Origin of the sequence: Pantoea sp. SM3, from assembly GCF_000963995.1 — a bacterium.
GTDB lineage: Bacteria > Pseudomonadota > Gammaproteobacteria > Enterobacterales > Enterobacteriaceae > Pantoea > Pantoea rwandensis_B.
The window spans coordinates 72,129-93,779 of record NZ_JZRD01000019.1 but is presented as its reverse complement, the minus strand read 5'-3'; the positions used below and the strand labels follow the sequence as shown (position 1 = coordinate 93,779).

The window sequence follows — 21,651 nt, the reverse complement described above, 5'->3', positions numbered from 1 at the left end:
CCGCATAATGAGAATTGCAGCTGCACTCATCCTGGCGTTATCTGTCTCAGCCGTTTCTGCAAAGGAGAACACATCCATGATCACTGTTTGGCAAAGTGGTGAAAAACCCTCAGTTAAAGGCAATGCCGAATATTTTACCGGCACCGTGCGTATTGATGCGCCGTTTCAGGGCAGTGAGCCTGCACGTATTGGCGGCGCGACGGTGACCTTCGAACCCTCCGCGCGCACGGCGTGGCATACCCATCCGCTTGGGCAAACGCTGATTGTGACAGCTGGTCTGGGACGCGTGCAGGAGTGGGGCGGTGAAGCCCGTGATATTCGTCCTGGTGATATTGTGTGGATCCCGGCAGGCGTAAAACATTGGCATGGCGCTGCGCCTGAAAACAGCATGTCACACATTGCCATTGCTGAAGCTGAAAACGGCAAGGTCGTTGAGTGGCTGGAGAAGGTTAGCGATGAACAATATGGATCGAAGATCTCTCTGTAAGGAGTGAAGGATGATGAAAAGCATCAATGCCTCGTTAATGATGTGCGCTGCGGTCGCCTCTTCAGTAAGCGTGGCCGAAGAACCCTCTGAGCCAGAGCAGAAAAGGTATGCCGCGCTCCTGCAAAAACAGACGCATCCACTGAGTCAGCAACAGAAGAGTATTGCGGTGATCGCGGCCTACGCTGCGACGGGAAACATAGCCAAACTCAATGATGCGCTGAATCAGGGATTAGATGCGGATCTGACCGTCAGCCAGTGTCGTGAGGTGCTGGTGCAACTTTATGCTTATGCGGGCTTCCCTCGCAGCCTCAATGCGCTGGGAGAGTTAATGAAAGTGATTGATGCCCGCCGCCTACAGGGCAAAAATGACCAGCCAGGCAATGAGGCTGGGCCGGTTCCAACGCCAGAAAATATGCTCGCCGCCGGCACGCGCAATCAGACGGCGTTGGTTGGAAACCCGGTGAAAGGGCCACTGTTTGACTTCGCCCCCACCATCGATCAGTTCCTCAAAGCGCATCTGTTTGGCGACATTTTCGCGCGTGACAATCTGGACTGGAAAAGTCGTGAGTTAGCCACCGTGGGTGCATTAGCGGCAATGAGCGGGGTTGAGTCGCAACTACAATCGCATCTGCGTATCAGCATCAATGTGGGCTTCGACAAATCACAACTGGCGGAACTTCAGACTGTGTTTAACGCGCAGGGAGAAGAAGCGATCGCTCAGCGAATTGAAGCAGCATTGGCACAGATAAAATAATAAATCCCTTATAAACGCACCGGTATTTATTCCGGTGCGTTTTGCTGTTTAATATAATAACGGAAAATGTATTTCCTCAGGCTTATATCCAATATTGCAAACCTTTCCCGATTAGTTTATGACGCCTGGTTAATGGTTATCGATATCGAAGATTGCCGCTCAACCTTCTGTTTTACATCATTTATTCATCCATTAATATTTCGCTCACCCCTGATATGCATTAATTAAAAATGCATACGACAATAATATGTTTTACCCGTTACCCGCCGCCATCACACACTGCTCGCCATCATCACTGAGGAAAAGGATTTGGCGTATGTCATATCGACTGAGCTTGTTAGATAAATCGCCGATTGCCGATGGAGAGAGCGCGTCGCATGCCCTGCATCGCACATTACAGCTGGCGCAGCAAGCTGAAGCCTGGGGCTATCACCGTTTCTGGCTGGCGGAGCATCACAATACTGACCGCCTGGCGAGTCCCTCTCCCGAACTGTTGATCGCGTGGATCATTGGTCAGACGCAGCATATTCGCGTCGGATCGGGTGGTGTGATGTTGCAACACTACAGTCCTTATAAAGTCGCCGAAAACTTCAACCTGCTAGCCTCGCTCGCGCCAGGTCGTATCGATCTCGGTGTGGGTAAAGCGCCGGGCGGTCTACCGCTCTCAACCCGCGCCTTGCAGCAAGGCATTCACCAGGATGAGAAGGGCAGCTTTGCTGAGCAGCTTTCACTGCTGGATAGCTGGCTGGATGTTCCGCCGGTGGGCGATGAGGAGATCCTGCGTGCCACGCCACAGCCGCCACGTCCGGCGAACCGGTTCCTGCTGGGTGCCAGCGAGCAAAGTGCCCGGCTGGCTGCAGAACTGGGCTGGCAGCTGGTGTTTGCTGCACATCACAACGGTGATCCTCTGTTGATGGAGCAGGTGCTAAACAGCTATCGCCAGTACAGCAACGGCAAGCAGGCGCTGGTGGCCGTGCAGGTGGTGGTCGCCGATTCACCGGCTGAAGCTGATTTGCTGGTGGATAATTTGCGCGTCTATCACGTCAGTGTCAAAGACGGTCCAAGCGTCAATGTCGGCAGCGTTGAGCAAGCGGAACGCTACGTGCGCCAGGGCGGTTATACCGATTATGTCATTGAGCCGCGCACGCCTTCTTTACTGAAAGGCACTGCCGCGCAGGTGCACGCCAAACTGGATGCTTTGCACCAGAATTTTGGCATTGAAGAGTTCGTGATTGATACCCCGATTGCCGAGGAGCAGGCGCGAGTGAAATCTCTCGAACTGCTGGCAACGCATCGACTGGTTGCGGCGTAATCTGGAGATAACCATGACTCACACAATCGAACAGCAACTGATTGACTGGCGACGCGAGCTGCACAGCTGGCCTGAGCTGTCTGGGTATGAGGTAGAAACCACGGCGCGTTTGCGCCGCTGGCTGCAAAACGCTGGCTTGCGTTTGCTCGATTATCCGCTGGAAACCGGGTTGGTGGTTGAAGTGGGTCAGGGTGAAACGCTGATCGCGTTGCGAGCTGATATTGATGCCCTGCCGATTCATGAAGCCACTGGCCTCGCATACCGTTCGCGTAATGCGGGTGTCATGCACGCCTGCGGCCATGACGTGCACAGCGCGGTCATGCTGGGCGCGGCATTGCAACTCCATGCGTTGGAAGATCAACTGCCGGGACGCATCCGTATTCTGTTCCAGCCAGCCGAAGAGAATGCCACCGGTGCGCGCAAGTTGATCAATGCTGGTGTGCTGCAAGATGTGCAGGCGATCTTCGGTATGCACAACGAACCGGGTTTACCGACGGGGGTTTTCGCCACGCGTGGCGGGGCGTTTTACGCCAATGCTGACAAGTTTGTGGTGCGTGTTGCCAACCCTGATAAGGGCACGGACACCATCCTCGTCGCCAGTCAGATCATTCAGGCGCTGCAATCACTGACCAGCCGTAGTTTTAATACCCTGGATAGTCTGGTGCTGAGCGTGACCCGCATTGAAGCCGGTCAGTCCGGGACTGCTTTACCGGGGGAAGCCGAGTTTGGCGGCACGGTGCGCACCCATGACAAACAGGTGCGGGCGCAGCTGGAACAGCGCGCACGACACATTGTCGAGCACATTGCGGCGGCGAACGGTGCTACGGCGACGTTCAGCTGGCATCCGGGCCCGCCGGTGTTAGAAAACGATGCCCGCTGGGCGCAGTTTGCCAGTGAGATTGCACAGCAGGTGGGGTATCGCGTGCAAACCGCAGAACTGCACCTCGGTGGTGAAGATTTTGCTTATTACTTACAGCAGATCCCCGGCGCGTTTGTCAGCATTGGCAGTGCCAGTGAATTTGGTCTGCATCACGGCGGCTTCAATCCAGACGAAGCACTGATTGCCCCTGCCGCGCACTACTTCACCCAACTGGCGCAGCAGGCCTTGCAGCACCTCAATGCACGATGTCGTGACGCGATTCTGAGTTAGCCCCCTTAACCCAATACTCCCCGCTCTGCATGGCGACGAAACCGTCGCCGTCAGGCTATGCCATGGAAAAGAGAGAACACTATGACTGCAAGACAACTGCGACTCGGCACTATTCTGCATGGCGCATCCGGCAATATGTCTGCCTGGCGTCATCCGGCGGCGCAGGCCAATGCCAGCATCAATTTTGACTATGCAAAACACATCGCGCGCAAGGCGGAAGCTGGCAAGCTGGATTTCCTGTTTGTCGCCGATGGTTTGTTTATCAATGAAAAATCGATTCCCCATTTTCTCAATCGCTTCGAACCGCTGACGTTGCTTTCCGCGCTTGCCGGTGTGACCCAACATTTAGGATTGGTCGGCACGGTCTCCACCTCTTACAGCGAACCTTTCACCGTCGCGCGTCAGTTTGCCAGCCTCGATCATCTCAGTGGCGGGCGTGCGGGCTGGAACGTGGTGACTTCGCCTCTGGAAGGATCGGCGAAGAACTTTTCACGCCAGCAGCACCCTGAGCATGCACTGCGCTATCGCATCGCCGACGAGTATTTGCAGGTGGTGAAAGGGCTGTGGGATTCATGGGAAAACGATGCCTTTGTGCGTAACAAAGAGAGCGGCCAGTTCTTTGACGCCGCTAAACTTCATACTCTCAATCACCACGGTGATTTCTTCCAGGTGCAGGGGCCACTGAACATCGAACGCACGCCGCAGGGACGTCCGATCGTGTTTCAGGCGGGGGCCTCGGAGGATGGTAAAAAGCTGGCAGCTCGTCACGCTGATGCCATTTTTACCCATCAACCAACGCGAGAAGAAGCGCAGGCTTTCTACAAGGATGTGAAAAAGCAGCTGGTGGCAAACGGACGAGAGCCGCAGGATCTGCATATCTTCCAGGGCGTTGGCGTGATCGTTGGCGATGATGCCGAAGACGTTGAGCGTCAATATCAAACCACTGCTGCACTGGTGTCTATCAAAGACGCTTTGAACTACCTCGGTCGCTTCTTCGATCACCATGATTTCTCGCAGTACCCGCTAGATGAACCTTTCCCGGACATCGGCGATATCGGCCAAAACAGCTTCCGCAGTACCACTGATGAAATCAAACGTAAGGCGCGAGAGCACGGCCATACGCTGCGTCAGGCCGCACTGGAAGCTGCCACGCCGCGTCCGCTGTTCTTTGGCACGCCAGAAGAGGTGGCGGATGGCTTACAGCTGTGGTTTGAAACCGAAGCCACCGATGGCTTCATCATCCAGGGCGGCACGCCGGATACCTTCGAACGCTTTGTCGATCGTGTCATTCCCATCCTGCAAGCGCGCGGTTTAACCCGCAGCGAGTACCCAGGCACCACGCTGCGGGCCAGTTTCGGTCTGAAAGAGCCGGTCAATCAGTTCACACAACAATAAATTAAAGAGAAAAACGCTATGCAGAAGAAATCCCTTATTGCGCTGATGCTGCTGAGTTTAAGCAGTGCGGCTTTGGCTGAAGACGTGGCAGTGAACGGTCAGCAGATCAGCATCGAAGCCAATAAAACGCCAGTGAACACCGTGGCGAATCCCGCTGCGGTGGCGCAAATTCCTGCCGGACATAAGTTTGCCGTGCCGGGTTCATTTACCGTGGCAGTGGCCGCGCAGAATTCTCCGCCGTTAACCGTGTTCAGCGATGACAACAAAACTTTGCTTGGCAGCGAAGTGGATATCGCTCGTCTGGTGGCCGATAGCCTGGGGTTGAAGCTGAATGTCGTGCCAACCTCGTGGGAAGACTGGCCGCTCGGTGTGGCATCCGGCAAATATGACGCGGCCATTACGAATGTGACGGTGACTAAAGAGCGCAAAGAGCGCTTTGATTTCGCCACCTATCGCAAGGATTCTCTGGGTTTCTACGTTAAATCCAGCAGCCAGATTAAGTCATTGAACAAAGCCGAAGACATCGCCGGGCTTCGCATCATTGTGGGTTCCGGCACCAACCAGGAAGCAATCTTACTGGCGTGGGATAAGGAGAATCAGGCTAAAGGACTGAAGCCTTTCACGCCGGTGTACACCAAAGATGATGCTGCACAAACGCTCGCGCTGCAGTCCGGCCGCGCCGATGCCTACTTTGGGCCTAACGTGATTGGCGCATGGAAAGCCGCGTTAACCCATCAAACCAAACTGGTGGGCAGCGTGGATGGGGGTTGGCCGAAAGCGGCACACATCGCAGTGACGGTGAAAAAAGATAACGGTCTGGTGCAGCCGATTAACACGGCACTCAATGGCGTGATCAAGAACGGCGATTACGACAAGGTGCTGAACCGCTGGGGTGAAGGTGTGGAGCGTCTCGATCACTCTGAAATCAACCCGGCCGGACTCGGCGATTAAGGAGGCGGCATGAGTCAGCAATTTTTCCGCGAGGTGCATCCCGAGGCCGAGGAGTTACAGCCCATCATTACCGGCCTGTTTGGTGAATACGCCGCACGTTACGGCGATTTCTTCAAAAGTGCCAATGAAGTTGAGCTGACCGAATGGTACTTGCCGCCGCGTGGGCTGTTTATCGTGCTGGAGCGTGACGGCGAGATCATCGCCATGGGCGCCTATAAACCCTATGACGCCGTGACTGCCGAGTTTAAACGTATCTGGACGCGCAGCGATCTGCGCCGTCAGGGACTGGCGCTGCTGATTTTACAGGAGTTGGAGCGCCGTGCCTTACGCGCGGGTTACCAGCGAGTGTTCCTGACCACCGGATTTCGTCAGCCGGAAGCCGTGCAGCTGTATATCGGCCATGGCTACCAGCCGCAGTTTGCGCTGCTGGAAGATATGGAAATCTACAGCCAGCCACCTCATGACGGGCGCTTACGTTTCCTTAAGGTGATTGATGTGCACAGCGTGGCGCAAGCCAGCTAAGGAGTTAAGATGAGTCAGGAACAACATTTAACGGTGGTGCCCGCACGCTATCCAGGAAGGATCATCGGGGCGGTTGTCGCGCTGTTCATTCTGGCCAGCGTGGTGGATTCGGTGGCTTTTAATCCCCGTTGGGAGTGGAGCGTGTTTGCCCGCTGGTTCTTTGACCCGGTGATCCTCACGGGGCTCGGGCAGACGCTATTGCTGACCCTATTCGGTACGGTGCTGAGTCTAATTTTTGGCGGCCTGCTGGCACTGGCGCGACTCTCTTCATCATGGTTATTGAGCACGCTGGCGTTTGGCTACATCTGGCTATTCCGCTCGCTGCCGCTGATTGTGGTGTTGATCATTCTGTATAACTTCTCCTATCTCTACGACACGCTGTCGCTCGGCGTGCCGTTTACGGCACTGTCGTGGGGGCATTTCCAGACCATCAACGTGCTGGGGCAATTCCCGGCAGCGGTGATTGGACTGACGCTAGTGCAGAGCGCCTACAGTGCGGAGATTATTCGCGGTGGCTTTTTGGGCGTCGATCACGGTCAATTTGAAGCCGCGTCCGCACTGGGATTATCTTCGTCCCGTCGAACCTTCCGCATCATTCTGCCGCAAGCACTACGCGCCATCATTCCTACCACGTTTAACGAAATCATCAGCCTCGCCAAGGGCACTTCGATGGTGTACGTGCTGGCAATGCCGGAGCTGTTTTACACCATCCAGATGATCTACAACCGCACTCAGCAGGTGATTCCGCTGTTAATGGTGGGCGCGGCCTGGTATCTGATTATCACCACCGTATTGTCACTGCTGCAGCACAGCGTTGAACGTTGGCTGGCACGTAGTGTCACGCGTGAACCGCAACCGTCGCGCTGGCGTCAATGGCGCAATCGCTCTGCTAACGCTAATGAGGAGCTGTCCCATGTCCGAAGCCATTGATTATCGTCATCTGCATACCACAGGTGCCATCAGCATCACCGGCGTCAGCAAATCGTTTGGTAAACACAAAGCGCTGGAAGATGTATCGCTGGAGCTGGAACCGGGATCGGTAACGGTGATTCTTGGTCCGTCGGGGTCAGGGAAATCCACCCTGCTGCGCACCATTAATCATCTTGAGCGCGTGGACGAGGGTTTCATTCAAATCGACGGTGATTACATTGGCTACCAGCGTCGCGGTGACAAGCTGTATGAGCTGAAAGAGAAGGCGATTTTGCGTCAGCGCATCAACGTTGGCTACGTGTTTCAGAACTTCAATTTGTTCCCGCATCTGACGGTACTGGAGAACCTGATCGAGGCACCGATTGCCCATCGTCAATTATCACGACGCGAGGCGATTGAGCGGGCGGGAGAATTGCTGGATATCGTGGGATTGCGCCATAAAGCCGATGCCTGGCCGCGTCATCTTTCGGGTGGGCAGCAGCAACGTATCGCGATTGCGCGTGCATTGATGCTGAATCCGCGCGTGATGCTGTTCGATGAGCCGACATCAGCGCTCGATCCCGAGCTGGTGGGCGAAGTGCTGGACGTGATTAAAAAGCTGGCGCGCTCCGGTACCACCCTGGTGATTGTGACGCACGAGATTGGCTTTGCGCGCGAAGTGGCTGATCGGGTGGTGTTTATGGTGGATGGCCGCATCGTCGAGCAAGGTAGCACGCATCAGGTGCTCAATCAGCCGCGCCATGAGCGCACCAAACGATTTTTGGCGCGAGTCCTATGATGGAAAGAGTGATTGTCAGCGCGCTTGCCGCATGGTTATTCAGTTCACCGCTGTTGGCAGCAGAAACACTGGATGCCAAAAACAACGAAACGCCAATCCATATTCCGGCTAACCCGCAAGCCATTGCCAAAATTCCGACGGGTTTTCATTTTGTGACGCCGGGATATTTGACGGTGGCGACCACGGCATCCAATTCACCGCCAATCGGCTTGTGGGCATCAGATAACAAAACGCTGATTGGTAGTGATCCTGATTTTGCCCGCTTACTGGCCGACAGTTTGGGCTTAAAACTCAAACTGGTGCCTGCCGCCTGGGAAGACTGGCCGCTGGGCATCACCGCAGGGCGTTATGATGTGGCGATGTTCAACATTGCGGTGACGGAAGAACGGAAACAAAAGTTCGATTTCGCGACCTATCGTGCCGATAACCATGCGTTTGCCGTCAAAGCAGACAGTGCGATTACGGCGATCAACGGGCGCGAGGATGTGGCGGGTAAACGCATCATTGTCGGTTCGGGTACCAATCAGGAGAAAATTTTGCTGAGTTGGGATGCGAAGAACCGCGCGCAGGGGTTGGCGCCGGTTCAGCCGATTTACCTCAATGATGATGCTTCAGCGACGCTGGCGTTGCTTTCCGGACGAGCGGACGCCTCTTTTGGTCCGCAAGCGATGGCGGCATGGAAAGTGGCGTCACGCGGGCAAACTAAAATTGTCGGACACGGACCTTTCCGTGCGTGGGTCGCGGTGACCACCAAAAAAGGCAATGGTCTGGATGTGGCGTTACAGCAGGCGATAAATGGCGCAATAGCCAGCGGGCAATATCAACAGGTGCTGGCTCGCTGGGGAGAACAGGAGGAGGGCGTGGAAGCGTCACAGGTCAATCCACCTGGCATTGTTTATCAGTAAATAATTTTTTTGTTAGTTGAGAGAAAACTCACAGCTTGATGGTTGTGAGTTTTTTGCTTTTCAGCGTTATTGTGAATTCATTCATTCTTTTATTTATGTTTCGCATGATTTAAACGGTAAGTTTGGATATTTGACCGTGGAATAAACTCGCCTTGCTTTTAATTAATCGCTTCAGATGGTTTTTTTATCTTCTCTTACAAGGAACGGTATTGTTTAGCCTGTCGGTAAAGTGTCATATTGACGTTTCCTGAGGGAATGTGAGGTTGAAAAAGAGTAAAAAGGATTTTGAATGGGTCTGGCTTAACCTGCATTACCCAATCAACGTTTAAAAAGATTGGGGTTAACATGTTAGTTGAAAATATAAGAAGTCATCTTAATGCCTGCCACGCGCAATCCGTACAGTGCAGAAAAATTAAGCAGCCGAGATTGGGAGAAATTTTCATGGAGTCAAGAATCAGGAAGCTGGAAGAGACAGTGGCCATTATCGCCACAGATGTTGCTGTTATTAAATCGAATTATGCCACTAAGCAGGATATGGCAGAAGTCAGGACGGAAATCGTTGAGGTCAAATTAGAAATAGGGGAAGTGCGGTCCGAGGTTCGAGAAGTGAAAGGCGATGTTGCGTCAGTAAAGGAAAATTACGCGACCAAGGCGGATGTATTGGCGATCAGGGGCGATCTGTACCAGGCGCTGAACAAACAAACCAAATGGATGGTTTCGATGCAGTTCGTTACGTTGGGACTGGCGTTAACCATCGCCAAAGCGATATTTTAATCCTGCGTACAATGGCGGCTCAGCCGCCGCCATTGCACAAGTCTCTTACGTTGTGGCTTTACGTATCCAAAGCGCAGCCTCTCCCGCAGGCAGTGGGCGGGCGAAGTGATATCCCTGAAACAGGTTGCAGCCTTTTTCACGGAGATAGTCGAAATACTCCTCACTCTCAATGCCTTCAGCCAGCACGTTTAATCCCATCTCGCGTGATAACTCAATCGTCTTGTGCACTACAATCGCTGCAGATTCATTATCAAAAATATGCATGATTAGTGATTTGTCGATTTTGATATCATCAATTGCGAAATCACTGATCGATTTGAGAGAGGAATAGCCCACGCCAAAATCATCAATTGCCCATTGAATGCCTAACTGACTAAAGTGCTCAATGACGCCGCTGATTCTTTTTTGATCGTAAATAAACGTCGTTTCAGTAATTTCAAACTTTAACCTTTCCGGACTGATTTTATAATGTGAGAGCGCCAGCAAGGTATCCTGAGTGAAATCCCGATGCATCAATTGCAATGGGCTGATGTTTATCGAAAATTTTAAATTGCTAAGATGATACGAGCGATCCCAATCAGACATTTGCTGCAGGGTTCTTTCCATCACCCATTTACCAATCTCAATAATTAGACCACTTTTCTCCGCCACAGGAATAAAGACCTCTGGTGAGATGAAACCTTTCACGGGATGTTTCCAGCGAAGTAAGGCTTCGAAGCCTATCAGCTTTTTATCTATATCGACTTGTGGCTGATAGTAAAGTTCCAGCTGATTCTTCTCAATGGCATTTGAAAGTTCACGCTTAATCAGATCGGTTTCCGAATAATCACCGCGTGACGTGAACACGGTTAACAACAGTGCGATAATCGGCACACTGCAATTAACAATATAGAAGCCAGGTTCTTCAGGAATGCTGAGCTGAAAAGCGCCATCTTGCCAGGTTAAACCTGTGGTGATAAACAACAGATAAAATGCCAGACAAAAGAGAGGAAAGACTTTACTGAGATAGCCAGATTGCTGTCGTAGCACCAGAGCAGAACCAATGGTTAAAGCCATTAAATAATTATATTCAGACCGCTTACCAATTGTATGATAATTATCCAATAATAGTAGCAGAATAATACTGAGTAGTAGCGCATGCACGATGATGTAAAGGTTGCGTTTTAACCCACTGCAAAAAGCGGCACAAGTGATGTAAACGCCGAGTGTCGTGCTGGCACCATATAACCAGGCAATGTCATGGTGACCCCTGATAGCGTTAAACAACACCATATAAATCCCGGCAAGAATGCTGGATGTCCCGGCGATCATTAAGGTTAAGCGCAGTTTCTTTTCCAGGCTATCACCTTTCAATATAAACGGCAGATTACAAATCCTTGAAAATACTGAACTGAAATAAGAGATCATTAGCTATTCTCAGTTTTATAGTCTTAATTATTTAATGTTTTCAGTCAGGTATATTAAGGAAAAGCGTGACGGCTGTCATAACTGTTTTCAGCTTATTTACACTTGTCTAAGCTGCATTGCGATTTGACCTATGCTAAGTCGAATGTGCGTTTTTTGCGGTGAATTTTGGTGGAATGATGTGACTTAAGTCGGTTGATTGCCATCTGGTCGCCTGGCGAAAAAAAACGTGGAACACGCGCAGCGCATTTTCTGTTTACCGCGATTGTGCCTACCCTATGACAGGTCAGCACGTTAGAATGAAACCTAAGTGTCGTAAGGTCGCTGCTTAGCCAGAGGCAAAACAACAAGCGCTGGACACGTATTCAGCCTGGCCCGATTGTGAAATCCACTTTAAAACGACTGGTTGCAATGAAAATACGCTTTCTATCTGCCAATGAGTTAAAGCTTGCCGAAGTGCGCACCATTCTGGAGCCGGTCGGTGTTGAAGTCATTCCCATCGCTCGCCGCATTGAAGAAATTCAGACAGAAAATGAAGTTGAGCTGGTCCGCGACAAACTGACTAAAGCCTTTTCCATCATCGGTCGTCCGCTGTTTGTTGAACATACGGGCCTGTATCTGGATGGGCTGAATGGGTTGCCTGCCGGATTAACGCGCATTTTCTGGAGCCGTTTGAACGCCGAGCGCTTCACGAAACTGGTCAGCGGTCTGGAGACCCCCAGCGTGACAGCCAAAACGGTACTGGGCTATTGTGATGGCCGTAAAATGTACCAGTTTGAGGGGCAATTGCGCGGCACCATTGCGCCTGCTCCAGCCGGTCCGCGCGAATTTCAATGGGACTGCGTATTCATACCGGAAGGGCATTCGCAGACTTTCGCTGAAATGGGTGATTTTAAAAACGAAATATCCATGCGCAGACTGGCACTGGATCGTTTCGCCACCTTTCTAAAAACTTCACGGGGACTGGCATGAAACCGGAACTCAAACGCGCTTACGATGCAGGCAAACTGATCCTGTTTGCGGGCGCGGGTATTTCACGCAATCTTGGTCTGCCGGAATGGCATGAGCTGATTGCGCATCTGGCAAAAGAACTGGGTTACGACCCAAAGATCTTCAATACGTACGGCACGCACCTCTCTCTGGCGGAATATTACAAGCAGCGGAAAGGTTCGCTTGGTCCGTTACGCAGCTGGATGGATCGTGAATGGCATCGCCCGGATATTGATGTGCGCAGCTCTGAAATTCACACCATGATCACGCAGGGCAATTTCTCCCGTATCTATACCACCAATTACGATCGCTGGCTGGAGATGGCGCACGAAGCCCACAATGTGCCGTACAGCAAAGTGGCGAATGCGGCAGATTTGGTGTCATTGACCGAAGACAAGCGTCATATCATTAAACTTCATGGTGATTTTGACGATGATACCTCCATCGTGCTGGATGAAAGCAGCTACTTCGAGCGCCTCTATTTCGATTCGCCGCTGGATATCAAACTGACGCATGACGTGATGGGCAACTCGGTGTTGTTTGTCGGTTACAGCATCAGTGACTTTAACATTCGTCTGTTATTCTACCGCCTGACGAAAATGTGGGGCCGCACGGGATTAGCGACCGCACGGCCGAAATCCTACCTGTTTACCAACCGCAATAATCCGGTGGCGAAAGAAGTGCTGGGGCAGTGGGGTATCGAAATGATCGTTTCAGAAGAGGACGATCCGCGCAAAGCGCTGGCGACGTTCCTGGAAGAATTACTGGCTTAATGAGCAGAAATCGTTTGCTCAAAAAAGTTTGCTTAGAATATACTGTATATAAATACAGTTAACCGAGGTGCATCATGGCAGTCGAAACCAAATATGTTGTTGTCAGAAAGGGTGAAGAAAAAATGACGTTTGCCAATAAAAAAGACGCGGATGCCTGGGACAAAATGCTCGATATGGCGGACGCCTTCACCGACTGGCTGCAGCAGCATCAGCCTGAACTGGATGAGGCACAAGCTGAAGCGTTAGGCATGTTACTGGCTGAACAGAAGGATGCGGTGCAGCATATCCTGCGTACCAGCAAATTACCGGATGCGGTAAAGGAAGAAGCGTCAGCCGAAGTCGAGACTGAGGCGTCTGCGGAATCGGAAACCTCTGCGGAATCTGAAGCTTCTGCGGAAGCAGACATCGGTAAACCCGAAAAGAAAGTGCGCGCGGTTAAAGCTGCCTGATACTTTGCTGAGAGCTGAGAGCTGAGAGCTGAGAGCTGAGAGCTGAGAGTTGAAAGCTGAGAGCTGAGAGCTGAGAGCTGAGAGCTGAGAGTTGAAAGCTGAGAGTTGCAAGCTGAGAGTTGCAAGCTGAGTGCTGAGTGCTGAGTGCTGAGTGTTGAGTGTTGAAAGCTGAAAACTGGGAGCGGCGAGAAGGTCGCTCCTGTTGCCTCACTGAACCTTACAGCTTGATCTGATAACGCGTGCTGCGCCCACCGCCCGGCAATTTCTCCAGACAACCTTTCTCCAGTAATTCCGTCAAATGGCGCGTCGCCGTCGCCTTACTGACCTTGGCCACTTTTTGGTATTGGCTGGCGCTAATGCCGTCCTCAAATCCCTGTTCACCGCCATCCAGCAAGCGATTCAATACGCGATTTTGCTCAGCGTTCAATTGGGCATTATGGTGAATCAGCCAGAATTTCGCTTTGTTTTGTATGCGCGTGACCGATGCCAGTGCCTCTTCCAGGCTGTCATTGAGCACGTCGAGGAACCACAGCATCCAGGCAGTGATGTCCAAATCGCCACGCTGTGTCTCTTGTAAAATCCGATAATAATCCGCGCGCCGGGTCAGAATCGATGACGACATGGCATATAGCCGGATGCTTTGGCTGTCTGCTTGCGCCAGCGCCAAATCCGTCAGTGCACGCGTAATACGGCCGTTGCCATCATCAAAGGGATGCAGCGTGACAAACCACAGATGGCAAATGGCGGCGCGCAGCAATGGATCGAGCTGGACCTCGTCATGGCTCTGATTAAACCAGCGAATAAACTGATCAAGCTGCCGTTCAAGCCCGTCACGCGGTGGCGCTTCAAAATGGACAGTTGGACGATCGATGCGTCCGGATACGACCTGCATCGGTTCTTCACCGCGCAAACCGCCCACGTTTAAACGCTTAATCGTCCATTCACTCGCCGGGAAAAGCCACTGATGCCACAGACACAGCCGCTCAAACGTGAGAGGCTCATCGCGCTGGGTGATGGCATCCATCATCATGGTGGCCAATCCTTCGGAACGTTCGGATACGGGATAAGGCTGCTCCAGCGAAACGCCTAAACGCCGCGCAAGGGAAGATCTTACTGACTCGGCGTTGACGCGCTCATCTTCGATAGCGGAGGAAGACAGAATATTGGCGAGTAGCGTATTCAGCGTTTGCGTATCGGCGTTATCCGATATGCTCGCCCGTCCCAGCAAAATACCGCGTTGCTGCTGCAGATAGCGTAATCGCGGCAGAAGTTTTTCCTCCTGCCAGTGAAATGTTGGCCATTCAGGCTGCTGCCATATCCACATATCATGCCTCATCTCATTTGCCAGTGAGCCAAACAGTCAGGCGATTAGGCTCATTGACTGAGCCATAAAGCCACCTTATTCGGCTCACATGATGAGTTGAATCATACTGCTTAATCGGCTCAAACGCCAGTTCACTCAGCCCACAAACGAATGTAAGCCGCATGAGAAGGCAAAATAGGTGGCGATTTCAGGCTGAAATTTTAGGTGAGCCGGGAAAGGGTGTGTGCCAGATGGCGACCTGAGCGCCGCCATCAGGGAAAATGAAGTGACTATCGTTGTAGAAGTGATGGAGAGTTGATTAATGTGTGAAGAGTGAAAATGTTCCAGAGTAATAGCTCACCATCCACGCCACATACACCAGCCAAACCAGTAACAATCCCGCTAAGCCTAATTTACCTGTCATGCTGCATTCCTCTTGTTATTTGGCGTCATGCGCCCTGTAAGGAATAAGCTGACAGGATGGTGAGATAGCGATCTTGCGCCAGATCAAAAACAGCAGGATTTTGTCGCGGAAATGCACAGACAAAAATTGATCGGGATAGGATAAGGGTGTTTGCCCCCACCTCAGTAAACTATTTATCACAGAAACTATAAGGAATATAAGCGGATAAAAAGTGCCGCTTATTTAGCATATTTGCCAAATACCCCGGCATAACCCTCGAAATATTCTAAAGTTAATCGCGGAGTTTAAAAAATACACAATCCTGCAATCGTTTATGGCAAAGGACATTATTTTGAACATCGCAAACCCAATACCCAGACTTTCGTTCTGGAATAAATTATTTGCCCTTATTCTGCTGTTGCTGGGGATTATCCTGGCCGCAGGAGGGGGCTGGCTCGTGGCATTAGGCGGAAATGGGTACTACGTGGTGGCCGGCATAGGGCTGATCATCTCTGCTGTACTGATATTCATGAAGCGAACCAGCGGTGCAGGCTGGTTCGCACTGGTATTTGTGGGCACGCTGATCTGGACCATTCAGGAGTCAGGGCTGGATTACTGGCGCTGGGTGCCGCGTTTTGCCTTGATGCTGATTCTCGGCATCGTGTTTGCCTTCCAGTTACCCAATCTGGCGCCGCGCGTCAGCCGGGGGGCGTCGCGCGCGCTGGCGGCCGTACTGATTGTCGCCTTTGTGATTGCTGCTGCGCTGCCCTTTGCGCCACTCAATGAAACACCAGCCACAGATGTGCCTGCTGCGGGCTCGGCTAACTACATGGCGGATACTGGCAGCGGAAAAGCCTCCACGCCAGACAGTGGCGACTGGTATACCTACGGCGGTTCCCTGGCGTCGCAGCGTTTCGCCAATGCCAGCCAGATCACCCCGGATAACGTAAAAGACCTCAAGCTGGCCTGGCAATTCCGTACCGGTGATTTACCGAAAGCGCGTTGGGGCGGTGAAAACACCCCGATCAAAGTGGGCGATACGCTATACACCTGTACCGCGCGCAACATGGTGTTCGCGCTGGATGCCGCAACAGGAAAAGAGAAGTGGCACTTTGACCCGAAAGTCAGCGACAAATCCATTCCTTACACCGCCGCCTGCCGTGGGTTGACGTGGTATGACAGCCAGACCAACAGCCACGCCAGCACCGGACAGGTCGCTGCAGTCGCACCGAACAGCGACAACAGTGACTGCCAGCAGCGCATCATCCTCGGGACGCTGGACGCCCGCATCATCGAATTGAACGCCAAAACTGGCGAAGTCTGCCGCAGTTTCGGTAATCAGGGCACGGTCAATCTTGCTGAGGATATGGGGGAAACCTATGACGGCTATGTGGCCATCAACTCAGCGCCGGTGGTGATACGTGATACCCTGGTAGTGGGACATCAGACGATCGATGGCCAGCGCGCATTTGGCCCACCGGGGGTGATTAAAGCTTATGACGTGCGCACGGGAGCGTTGAAATGGGCGTGGGATGCAGCCGATCCGGATACCGCCACACCGAAGAAAGGACCCAATGCGTACAAACGCGGTTCACCCGACGTCTGGACCTCGTTCACCGGTGATGACAAATTAGGATTGGTGTATCTGCCGGTCGGAAACTCATCGGGTGACTATTGGAGCGGTACGCGCTCGCCTGCCGAGAATAAGTATTCAGTCTCATTGACTGCATTGAATATCGATACCGGTTTACCGGCCTGGACTTTCCAGACCGCGCATAAAGATGTCTGGGATTATGATCCCGGTTCTCAGCCGACGTTGGTGGATTATCCGGATAAAAACGGCGGTAAAACACCGGCGATTATCATGCCGACCAAACAGGGTGAGATTTATGTGCTGGATCGCCGCACCGGTAAATCGCTGTTTGGTGTGGAGGAGCGTCCGGTGCCCGGCGGCGGTGTAGAACCGGACCAGCGTTCGCCAACTCAGCCTTATTCGTTGTTCCATCACCTGAGTAAACCGGACCTCACTCCGCAGGACATGTGGGGCTTAACACCGGTGGATCAATTGGTGTGCCGCATTCAGTTCCAGCAAGCCAGTTATAAAGGGCAGTACACGCCGCCGGAAGCCGATCGTCATTCGATTGAGTATCCGGGTTATAACGGCGGTTCTGACTGGGGTAGCGTAGCGGTGGATCCGACGCGTGGCATCATCATTGCTAACTACAATGATATGCCGAACTACAACATTCTGGTGCCGCGTGCCAAAGCCGATGCGTTGGGCTGGAAACCTCGTGATGAAATTCCCTATAACCCACACGATACCGGCCATGCGGAAGGGGCAGGCGATCCACAAATCGGTGTGCCTTACGCGGTGAACGTGAATGCGGGCTGGCGCTTGCCGTACACAGGCATGCTGTGTAAAGAGCCGCCGTATGGTGGTATACGTGCCATCGATCTGCGTGATGGACGCACCATCTGGGATCGTCCACTGGGCACCGCACGTCGTAATGGTCCATTTGGCCTGCCAACCGGATTGCCGATTAATATTGGTACGCCGAATAATGGCGGTTCAGTAGTGACATCCAGCGGGCTGATCTTTGTCGCGGCTGCTACCGATGACTTAATTCGCGCCATCGACATGAAAACCGGCAAGGAAGTGTGGAGCACGGAACTGCCCGCAGGGGGTCAGGCCAACCCGATGATCTACACGCAAAATGGGCGTGAGTATCTGGTGATCGTTGCCGCCGGGCATCACTTTATGGAAACGCCGGTGGGCGATTATGTGCTGGCGTACGCGCTGCCAGAACAGAAATAACCACCATTGAAAACGGGATTAGGCTGCTGCCTAATCCCGTTATATACATCCTGGCATCACATCTCTTTGGTCATCAATCCCTTAGGGATTCACCTCTTCCAGACGGCGATTCAGCGTGCGCGGACCGAGTACACCGATGGTAAACACCACAATCGCCATCGCACCGGAAATCACGGCAAACACTGAACTCACCCCCATCTCACTCAGCACCCAGGCAATGGTAAAGCCTGACAACATGCCGCTGATACGACTCACCGAATAGACCAAACCAATCGCCTTGGCACGGAAACGCGTTGGGAACAATTCAGCCTGATAGGCGCGGTACGAGAAAGTCATACAGGTACTGGCCAGCGATAGCAGCAGTCCCAACGTCACCAGCATCACCGGTTGCGACTGCCAGGAAAATACCGTGCCGACGAGGGCAATGGCCAGCGCGGAGCCACTCACCAGCCACTTACGCTCAATGCGATCGGCAAAGGTCATTGCCACTAGCGGCCCCAACGGGCTGGCAAAAGCAATCAGGAAGGAATAGAGCAAACTGTGCGTGAAGGTCACACCTTTGGCTGCCAGCAGTGTCGGGATCCAACTGGCAAAACCGTAATAGCCAATCGACTGGAAGAAGTTGAACACCAGCAGCATGATGGTGCGACGACGGTACGGTGGACGCCACATTTCGTTTTTTGCAGCCGGTTTAGATTCAGTAGGCTGCAACAGATGGCTGTCAATCGCAGGCAGCGCGGAACCGGTGGATTTAGCGACACGTGCTTCGAGTCGGCGTACCACGTCTTCCGCTTCTTTGTAGCGGCCTTGCTCAACCAGCCAGCGTGGGCTTTCGGGTAATCCCATACGCAGGATCCACACCAGCACCGCGCCGATGCAGCCAAATAACACCACCCAACGCCAGCCGCTCAGGCCGAGAATTTCCTGTGGGACCAACTGCCATGAAAGAAAAGCGATGGTCGGGATCGAGGTGTACTGGATGGCCTGCACAAACGCATAGGATCGGCCGCGCAGGCGTGCCGGAATAAATTCGGAGACATAGGCATCAATGGTGACCAGCTCGGCGCCGACGCCAATACCCGACACAATGCGCCAGAATACAATGGAAAACGGATGGTGCTGAAACGCCATAATGCCACTGGCCACCGCGTAAACCAGCAAGGCGATAATAAACACCTTTTTGCGCCCGATGCGGTCAGCCAGATTGGCGATCAGCAAGGTGCCGAGGAAAACCCCGAGGAACATCGCCGCGACAAACGCACCAAGACTATGGGGATCAAAAAAGTTATGGCTACCGTGAGAAAAGATCCCCTCGCGAACCATGCCGGGACCGATATAGGCGGTCAGGAACACGTCATACACTTCAAACCAGCCTCCCAATGCCAGCGCAAAGATAATCAGCCACAGCGGGCGGGCGGCAGGTAAGCGTTCCAGACGCGCAGAGAGTTGCGCACCAAATGCCTTACCTTCTTCTGGTGTGAAGTTGTCACGCCAGGTCATCGGCGGGGGGATCGACTCGCTCAGCGAAATTTTTTTCAGCACGGTAGGGTACTCCGTTGTTTTTATAATGGTTTGTTAAGGGCTGGCCGGATGGCCACGCCCGATAACACAGGTGATTCAGGGTATAGCGTTAAACCGGGCAGCCTTTCGCGCGCAGAATGGCGTTGAAGCGCTCAGGATCGTTGTTGCCTGCTACGTTGCTGGCGCGGATTTTCTCCTCACGCTGCGCATGTTGCTGCACGCGAGGCAGCAGCACACTCAGCTCATCCTGCGGGATAGCAATCACGCCGTCGGCATCAGCCACGATCAAATCGCCCGGTGACACCACCAGTCCCGCGCAGTGCACCGGGGTATTCACTTCACCTGGACCTTCTTTGGAAGGGCCGCGCAAAGTGTTGCCGCGTGCCCAGCAGGCAATACCGCCTTCTGCCCATTCATTCAGATCGCGCACGGCACCATCAATCACGAAACCGGCAATCTTTTTGGTGATGGCAGAGGTGCGCATCAGACCGCCGATTAACGCCTGGGTCAGATCCCCCGACCCATCAACAACGATCACATCGCCTGGCTGCGCCATTTCGATCGCTTTATGAATCATCAGGTTATCGCCTGGACGGACTTTCACGGTGATCGCCGGGCCGCAGAGCACCAGATTGGTATCGTTGTGATAAGCCTGTAAGCCCAGCGCACCGACACTGCGTCCCATGGAGTCGCCAATGTTTGGCACGGGCAGTGCACGGAAGGCATCAATCACGCCCGCATCGATCGGCGCGCCGTGCTCACCAATGAAATAGCCAATCGGCCAGTCTTTATGGATGGTCATAGGTTAACTCCGGTTTAACACCTGCGGATTGACGCAGGCGGATGGGTTGATCTGTTGGTTATCAAGAAATGCCAGACATTGGCGTGCTGCACTTTGTGCAACGGCATCCAGTGCCTGCGGGGTGGAACCGCCAATATGCGGAGTCACGATCAGATTGCTGAGCGCGCGGAACGGATGGTCGGCAGCCAGCGGCTCAATTGTCACCGTGTCCAGCGCTGCGGCACGCAGTTGTCCGCTTTGTAGCGCGGCAGCCAGCGCATCTTCATCAATCAATTCGCCGCGCGCGGTATTGATCAGCGTGGCGTGAGCGGGCAACTGCGCCAGACGTTGCGCGTTGATCATCAGGCGGGTTTTGGGCGTGACCGGACAGTGCAGGCTTAATACATCCGCCAGCGGCAGTAAATCGTCCAGCGAAGCACAGCGCTGCGCACCTTCAAACTCGCCATCAGCCGGGGCGGCAGGATCGAAAAATGCGACCTGCATCCCAATCACACGCGCGAACCGTGCCACGCGTCGGCCGATTTCGCCGAAGCCGACCAGACCCAGGGTTTTGCCCTGTAGCTCTTCGCCATCGCCGCTGCGGGTCCAGCGTCCGGCAGCGACTTCCTGCTGGAAATAGGGCAGACGCCGCGCGCAATTCAGCATCAATGCCAGCGTCAGCTCGGCAACAGACTGGGCATTGGTCGCTGGCGTGGTCAGCACCGGTATACCGCGTTCGGTAGCCGCTGACACATCAATATTGGTGACGCCAACGCCGTGTTTGCAGATGATTTTCAGCGTCGGACAGGCGTTGATGGCTTTCGCGTTCAATTCAACGGTGCGCGATATGACGGCGTCATATGCCACGCTGCTCATGCGCTGTTCAACTTCCGCAACGTTATTGGCGTCATCCAGATAATCGACCACACAGCCTGCTTCAGCGAGCAGTTGACGGCCTCCCTGGCCGAGGCTGGTAGTGGTCACGAGAAAGCGATAAGTCATGTCGGTTCTCCGATAGGGTTTACGTCATCCTGGCATCGGCAATCGATAAAAAATATTCTGCGAAGGTTATTAATTCATTCCTGTCGGGAATAACAACGAGTAACAGGAGTTGAAACGCCAAACCGCCCAATGTTGTTTTTTTGTTAACAAACAGATCGCACATGGCTGGAGTTGTACTTTGCTATACGCTTTAGGATTTTTACTTAAAAAAAACCGTTAAAAACGTAGAGTTAGCGGAGCGCTCTACCGCAT

The 21,651-nt window shown here is 53.1% G+C and carries 20 protein-coding genes; 15 read left to right on the top strand and 5 right to left on the bottom strand.

Going from position 1 to position 21,651, the window contains the following annotated elements; translation table 11 throughout:
- The first annotated feature begins 7 nt into the window (after positions 1-7).
- The 11 genes from VI01_RS12735 to VI01_RS12685 all read left to right on the top strand — a co-directional run bounded on the left by VI01_RS12735 (position 8) and on the right by VI01_RS12685 (position 9,958).
- Positions 8-487 carry a cupin domain-containing protein gene (locus VI01_RS12735; RefSeq protein ID WP_075564103.1) on the top strand — a complete coding sequence of 160 codons (480 nt, stop codon included), beginning with the start codon at positions 8-10 and terminating at the stop codon, positions 485-487.
- 10 nt (positions 488-497) lie between these two features.
- Complete coding sequence (locus tag VI01_RS12730) at positions 498-1,241, top strand: carboxymuconolactone decarboxylase family protein (protein WP_045815420.1); 744 nt, start codon at positions 498-500, stop codon at positions 1,239-1,241.
- Between the two features lie 316 nt (positions 1,242-1,557).
- The gene (locus tag VI01_RS12725; protein ID WP_045815419.1) at positions 1,558-2,553 is read left to right on the top strand and encodes an MsnO8 family LLM class oxidoreductase; all 996 of its coding nucleotides are present in this window, start codon (positions 1,558-1,560) and stop codon (positions 2,551-2,553) included.
- 13 nt (positions 2,554-2,566) lie between these two features.
- Positions 2,567-3,703, top strand: a complete 1,137-nt coding sequence (locus VI01_RS12720) for an amidohydrolase (protein ID WP_045815418.1) — start codon at positions 2,567-2,569, stop codon at positions 3,701-3,703.
- A gap of 81 nt (positions 3,704-3,784) precedes the next feature.
- Positions 3,785-5,098 carry an LLM class flavin-dependent oxidoreductase gene (locus tag VI01_RS12715; protein WP_045815417.1) on the top strand — a complete coding sequence of 438 codons (1,314 nt, stop codon included), beginning with the start codon at positions 3,785-3,787 and terminating at the stop codon, positions 5,096-5,098.
- A gap of 18 nt (positions 5,099-5,116) precedes the next feature.
- Positions 5,117-6,049, top strand: a complete 933-nt coding sequence (locus tag VI01_RS12710; protein WP_045815416.1) for an ABC transporter substrate-binding protein — start codon at positions 5,117-5,119, stop codon at positions 6,047-6,049.
- Positions 6,050-6,058: 9 nt separating this feature from the next.
- Positions 6,059-6,571 (top strand): GNAT family N-acetyltransferase, encoded by a 513-nt coding sequence (locus tag VI01_RS12705; RefSeq protein WP_045815415.1) that lies wholly within the window; start codon positions 6,059-6,061, stop codon positions 6,569-6,571.
- Positions 6,572-6,580: 9 nt separating this feature from the next.
- Positions 6,581-7,501, top strand: a complete 921-nt coding sequence (locus VI01_RS12700) for an amino acid ABC transporter permease (protein WP_045815414.1) — start codon at positions 6,581-6,583, stop codon at positions 7,499-7,501.
- Positions 7,485-8,279 (top strand): amino acid ABC transporter ATP-binding protein, encoded by a 795-nt coding sequence (locus VI01_RS12695; RefSeq protein WP_045815413.1) that lies wholly within the window; start codon positions 7,485-7,487, stop codon positions 8,277-8,279. The genes VI01_RS12700 and VI01_RS12695 overlap by 17 nt, the downstream gene beginning before the upstream one ends.
- Positions 8,279-9,184, top strand: a complete 906-nt coding sequence (locus VI01_RS12690; RefSeq protein WP_045815477.1) for an ABC transporter substrate-binding protein — start codon at positions 8,279-8,281, stop codon at positions 9,182-9,184. The genes VI01_RS12695 and VI01_RS12690 overlap by 1 nt, the downstream gene beginning before the upstream one ends.
- 345 nt (positions 9,185-9,529) lie before the next feature.
- Entirely contained in the window at positions 9,530-9,958 is a 429-nt protein-coding gene (locus VI01_RS12685) for a hypothetical protein (protein ID WP_052697004.1), read from the top strand.
- A gap of 45 nt (positions 9,959-10,003) precedes the next feature.
- On the opposite strand, the gene VI01_RS12680 is transcribed toward VI01_RS12685, so the two are convergent.
- Positions 10,004-11,365 (bottom strand): bifunctional diguanylate cyclase/phosphodiesterase, encoded by a 1,362-nt coding sequence (locus VI01_RS12680; RefSeq protein ID WP_045815412.1) that lies wholly within the window; start codon positions 11,363-11,365, stop codon positions 10,004-10,006.
- A gap of 408 nt (positions 11,366-11,773) precedes the next feature.
- On the opposite strand from VI01_RS12680, the gene VI01_RS12675 reads away from it, so the two are divergent.
- The 3 genes from VI01_RS12675 (at position 11,774) to VI01_RS12665 (ending at position 13,574) form a co-directional block, all read left to right on the top strand.
- A complete protein-coding gene (locus tag VI01_RS12675) occupies positions 11,774-12,334 on the top strand; it encodes a non-canonical purine NTP pyrophosphatase (RefSeq protein WP_045815411.1) in 561 nt (186 codons plus the stop codon).
- Entirely contained in the window at positions 12,331-13,125 is a 795-nt protein-coding gene (locus VI01_RS12670) for an SIR2 family protein (RefSeq protein ID WP_034829783.1), read from the top strand. Before VI01_RS12675 ends, VI01_RS12670 begins: the two co-directional genes overlap by 4 nt.
- 74 nt (positions 13,126-13,199) lie before the next feature.
- Positions 13,200-13,574: a YebG family protein gene (locus VI01_RS12665; RefSeq protein ID WP_045815410.1), complete on the top strand. Its 375-nt coding sequence runs from the start codon at positions 13,200-13,202 to the stop codon at positions 13,572-13,574.
- Between the two features lie 217 nt (positions 13,575-13,791).
- Here VI01_RS12665 and VI01_RS12660 read toward each other — a convergent pair whose 3' ends face one another.
- Positions 13,792-14,898, bottom strand: a complete 1,107-nt coding sequence (locus VI01_RS12660) for a Fic family protein (RefSeq protein WP_082082055.1) — start codon at positions 14,896-14,898, stop codon at positions 13,792-13,794.
- A gap of 734 nt (positions 14,899-15,632) precedes the next feature.
- Between VI01_RS12660 and VI01_RS12655 the strand changes: the two genes are divergently transcribed.
- Positions 15,633-18,095, top strand: a complete 2,463-nt coding sequence (locus VI01_RS12655) for a membrane-bound PQQ-dependent dehydrogenase, glucose/quinate/shikimate family (protein WP_255353427.1) — start codon at positions 15,633-15,635, stop codon at positions 18,093-18,095.
- An 81-nt stretch (positions 18,096-18,176) separates the two neighbouring features.
- Here the strand turns inward: VI01_RS12655 and VI01_RS12650 are convergent, their stop codons facing one another.
- From VI01_RS12650 to VI01_RS12640, 3 genes are all read right to left on the bottom strand, one after another.
- On the bottom strand, positions 18,177-19,637 hold the full coding sequence (locus tag VI01_RS12650) for an MFS transporter (protein ID WP_052697003.1): 1,461 nt from the start codon (positions 19,635-19,637) through the stop codon (positions 18,177-18,179).
- A gap of 88 nt (positions 19,638-19,725) precedes the next feature.
- Positions 19,726-20,418, bottom strand: coding sequence for an RraA family protein (locus tag VI01_RS12645; protein WP_045815408.1), 693 nt, complete (start codon positions 20,416-20,418; stop codon positions 19,726-19,728).
- Between the two features lie 3 nt (positions 20,419-20,421).
- Positions 20,422-21,399 carry a hydroxyacid dehydrogenase gene (locus VI01_RS12640; RefSeq protein WP_045815407.1) on the bottom strand — a complete coding sequence of 326 codons (978 nt, stop codon included), beginning with the start codon at positions 21,397-21,399 and terminating at the stop codon, positions 20,422-20,424.
- Positions 21,400-21,651: the final 252 nt, after the last annotated feature.

What these genes read in the sequence shown, in the direction of transcription:
- VI01_RS12735 (WP_075564103.1), top strand. Translation starts at nt 8, where the DNA reads ATGAGAATTGCAGCTGCACTCATCCTGGCGTTATCTGTCTCAGCCGTT.
- VI01_RS12730 (WP_045815420.1), top strand. Translation starts at nt 498, where the DNA reads ATGATGAAAAGCATCAATGCCTCGTTAATGATGTGCGCTGCGGTCGCC.
- VI01_RS12725 (WP_045815419.1), top strand. Translation starts at nt 1,558, where the DNA reads ATGTCATATCGACTGAGCTTGTTAGATAAATCGCCGATTGCCGATGGA.
- VI01_RS12720 (WP_045815418.1), top strand. Translation starts at nt 2,567, where the DNA reads ATGACTCACACAATCGAACAGCAACTGATTGACTGGCGACGCGAGCTG.
- VI01_RS12715 (WP_045815417.1), top strand. Translation starts at nt 3,785, where the DNA reads ATGACTGCAAGACAACTGCGACTCGGCACTATTCTGCATGGCGCATCC.
- VI01_RS12710 (WP_045815416.1), top strand. Translation starts at nt 5,117, where the DNA reads ATGCAGAAGAAATCCCTTATTGCGCTGATGCTGCTGAGTTTAAGCAGT.
- VI01_RS12705 (WP_045815415.1), top strand. Translation starts at nt 6,059, where the DNA reads ATGAGTCAGCAATTTTTCCGCGAGGTGCATCCCGAGGCCGAGGAGTTA.
- VI01_RS12700 (WP_045815414.1), top strand. Translation starts at nt 6,581, where the DNA reads ATGAGTCAGGAACAACATTTAACGGTGGTGCCCGCACGCTATCCAGGA.
- VI01_RS12695 (WP_045815413.1), top strand. Translation starts at nt 7,485, where the DNA reads ATGTCCGAAGCCATTGATTATCGTCATCTGCATACCACAGGTGCCATC.
- VI01_RS12690 (WP_045815477.1), top strand. Translation starts at nt 8,279, where the DNA reads ATGGAAAGAGTGATTGTCAGCGCGCTTGCCGCATGGTTATTCAGTTCA.
- VI01_RS12685 (WP_052697004.1), top strand. Translation starts at nt 9,530, where the DNA reads ATGTTAGTTGAAAATATAAGAAGTCATCTTAATGCCTGCCACGCGCAA.
- VI01_RS12680 (WP_045815412.1), bottom strand. Translation starts at nt 11,365, where the DNA reads ATGATCTCTTATTTCAGTTCAGTATTTTCAAGGATTTGTAATCTGCCG.
- VI01_RS12675 (WP_045815411.1), top strand. Translation starts at nt 11,774, where the DNA reads ATGAAAATACGCTTTCTATCTGCCAATGAGTTAAAGCTTGCCGAAGTG.
- VI01_RS12670 (WP_034829783.1), top strand. Translation starts at nt 12,331, where the DNA reads ATGAAACCGGAACTCAAACGCGCTTACGATGCAGGCAAACTGATCCTG.
- VI01_RS12665 (WP_045815410.1), top strand. Translation starts at nt 13,200, where the DNA reads ATGGCAGTCGAAACCAAATATGTTGTTGTCAGAAAGGGTGAAGAAAAA.
- VI01_RS12660 (WP_082082055.1), bottom strand. Translation starts at nt 14,898, where the DNA reads ATGTGGATATGGCAGCAGCCTGAATGGCCAACATTTCACTGGCAGGAG.
- VI01_RS12645 (WP_045815408.1), bottom strand. Translation starts at nt 20,418, where the DNA reads ATGACCATCCATAAAGACTGGCCGATTGGCTATTTCATTGGTGAGCAC.
- VI01_RS12640 (WP_045815407.1), bottom strand. Translation starts at nt 21,399, where the DNA reads ATGACTTATCGCTTTCTCGTGACCACTACCAGCCTCGGCCAGGGAGGC.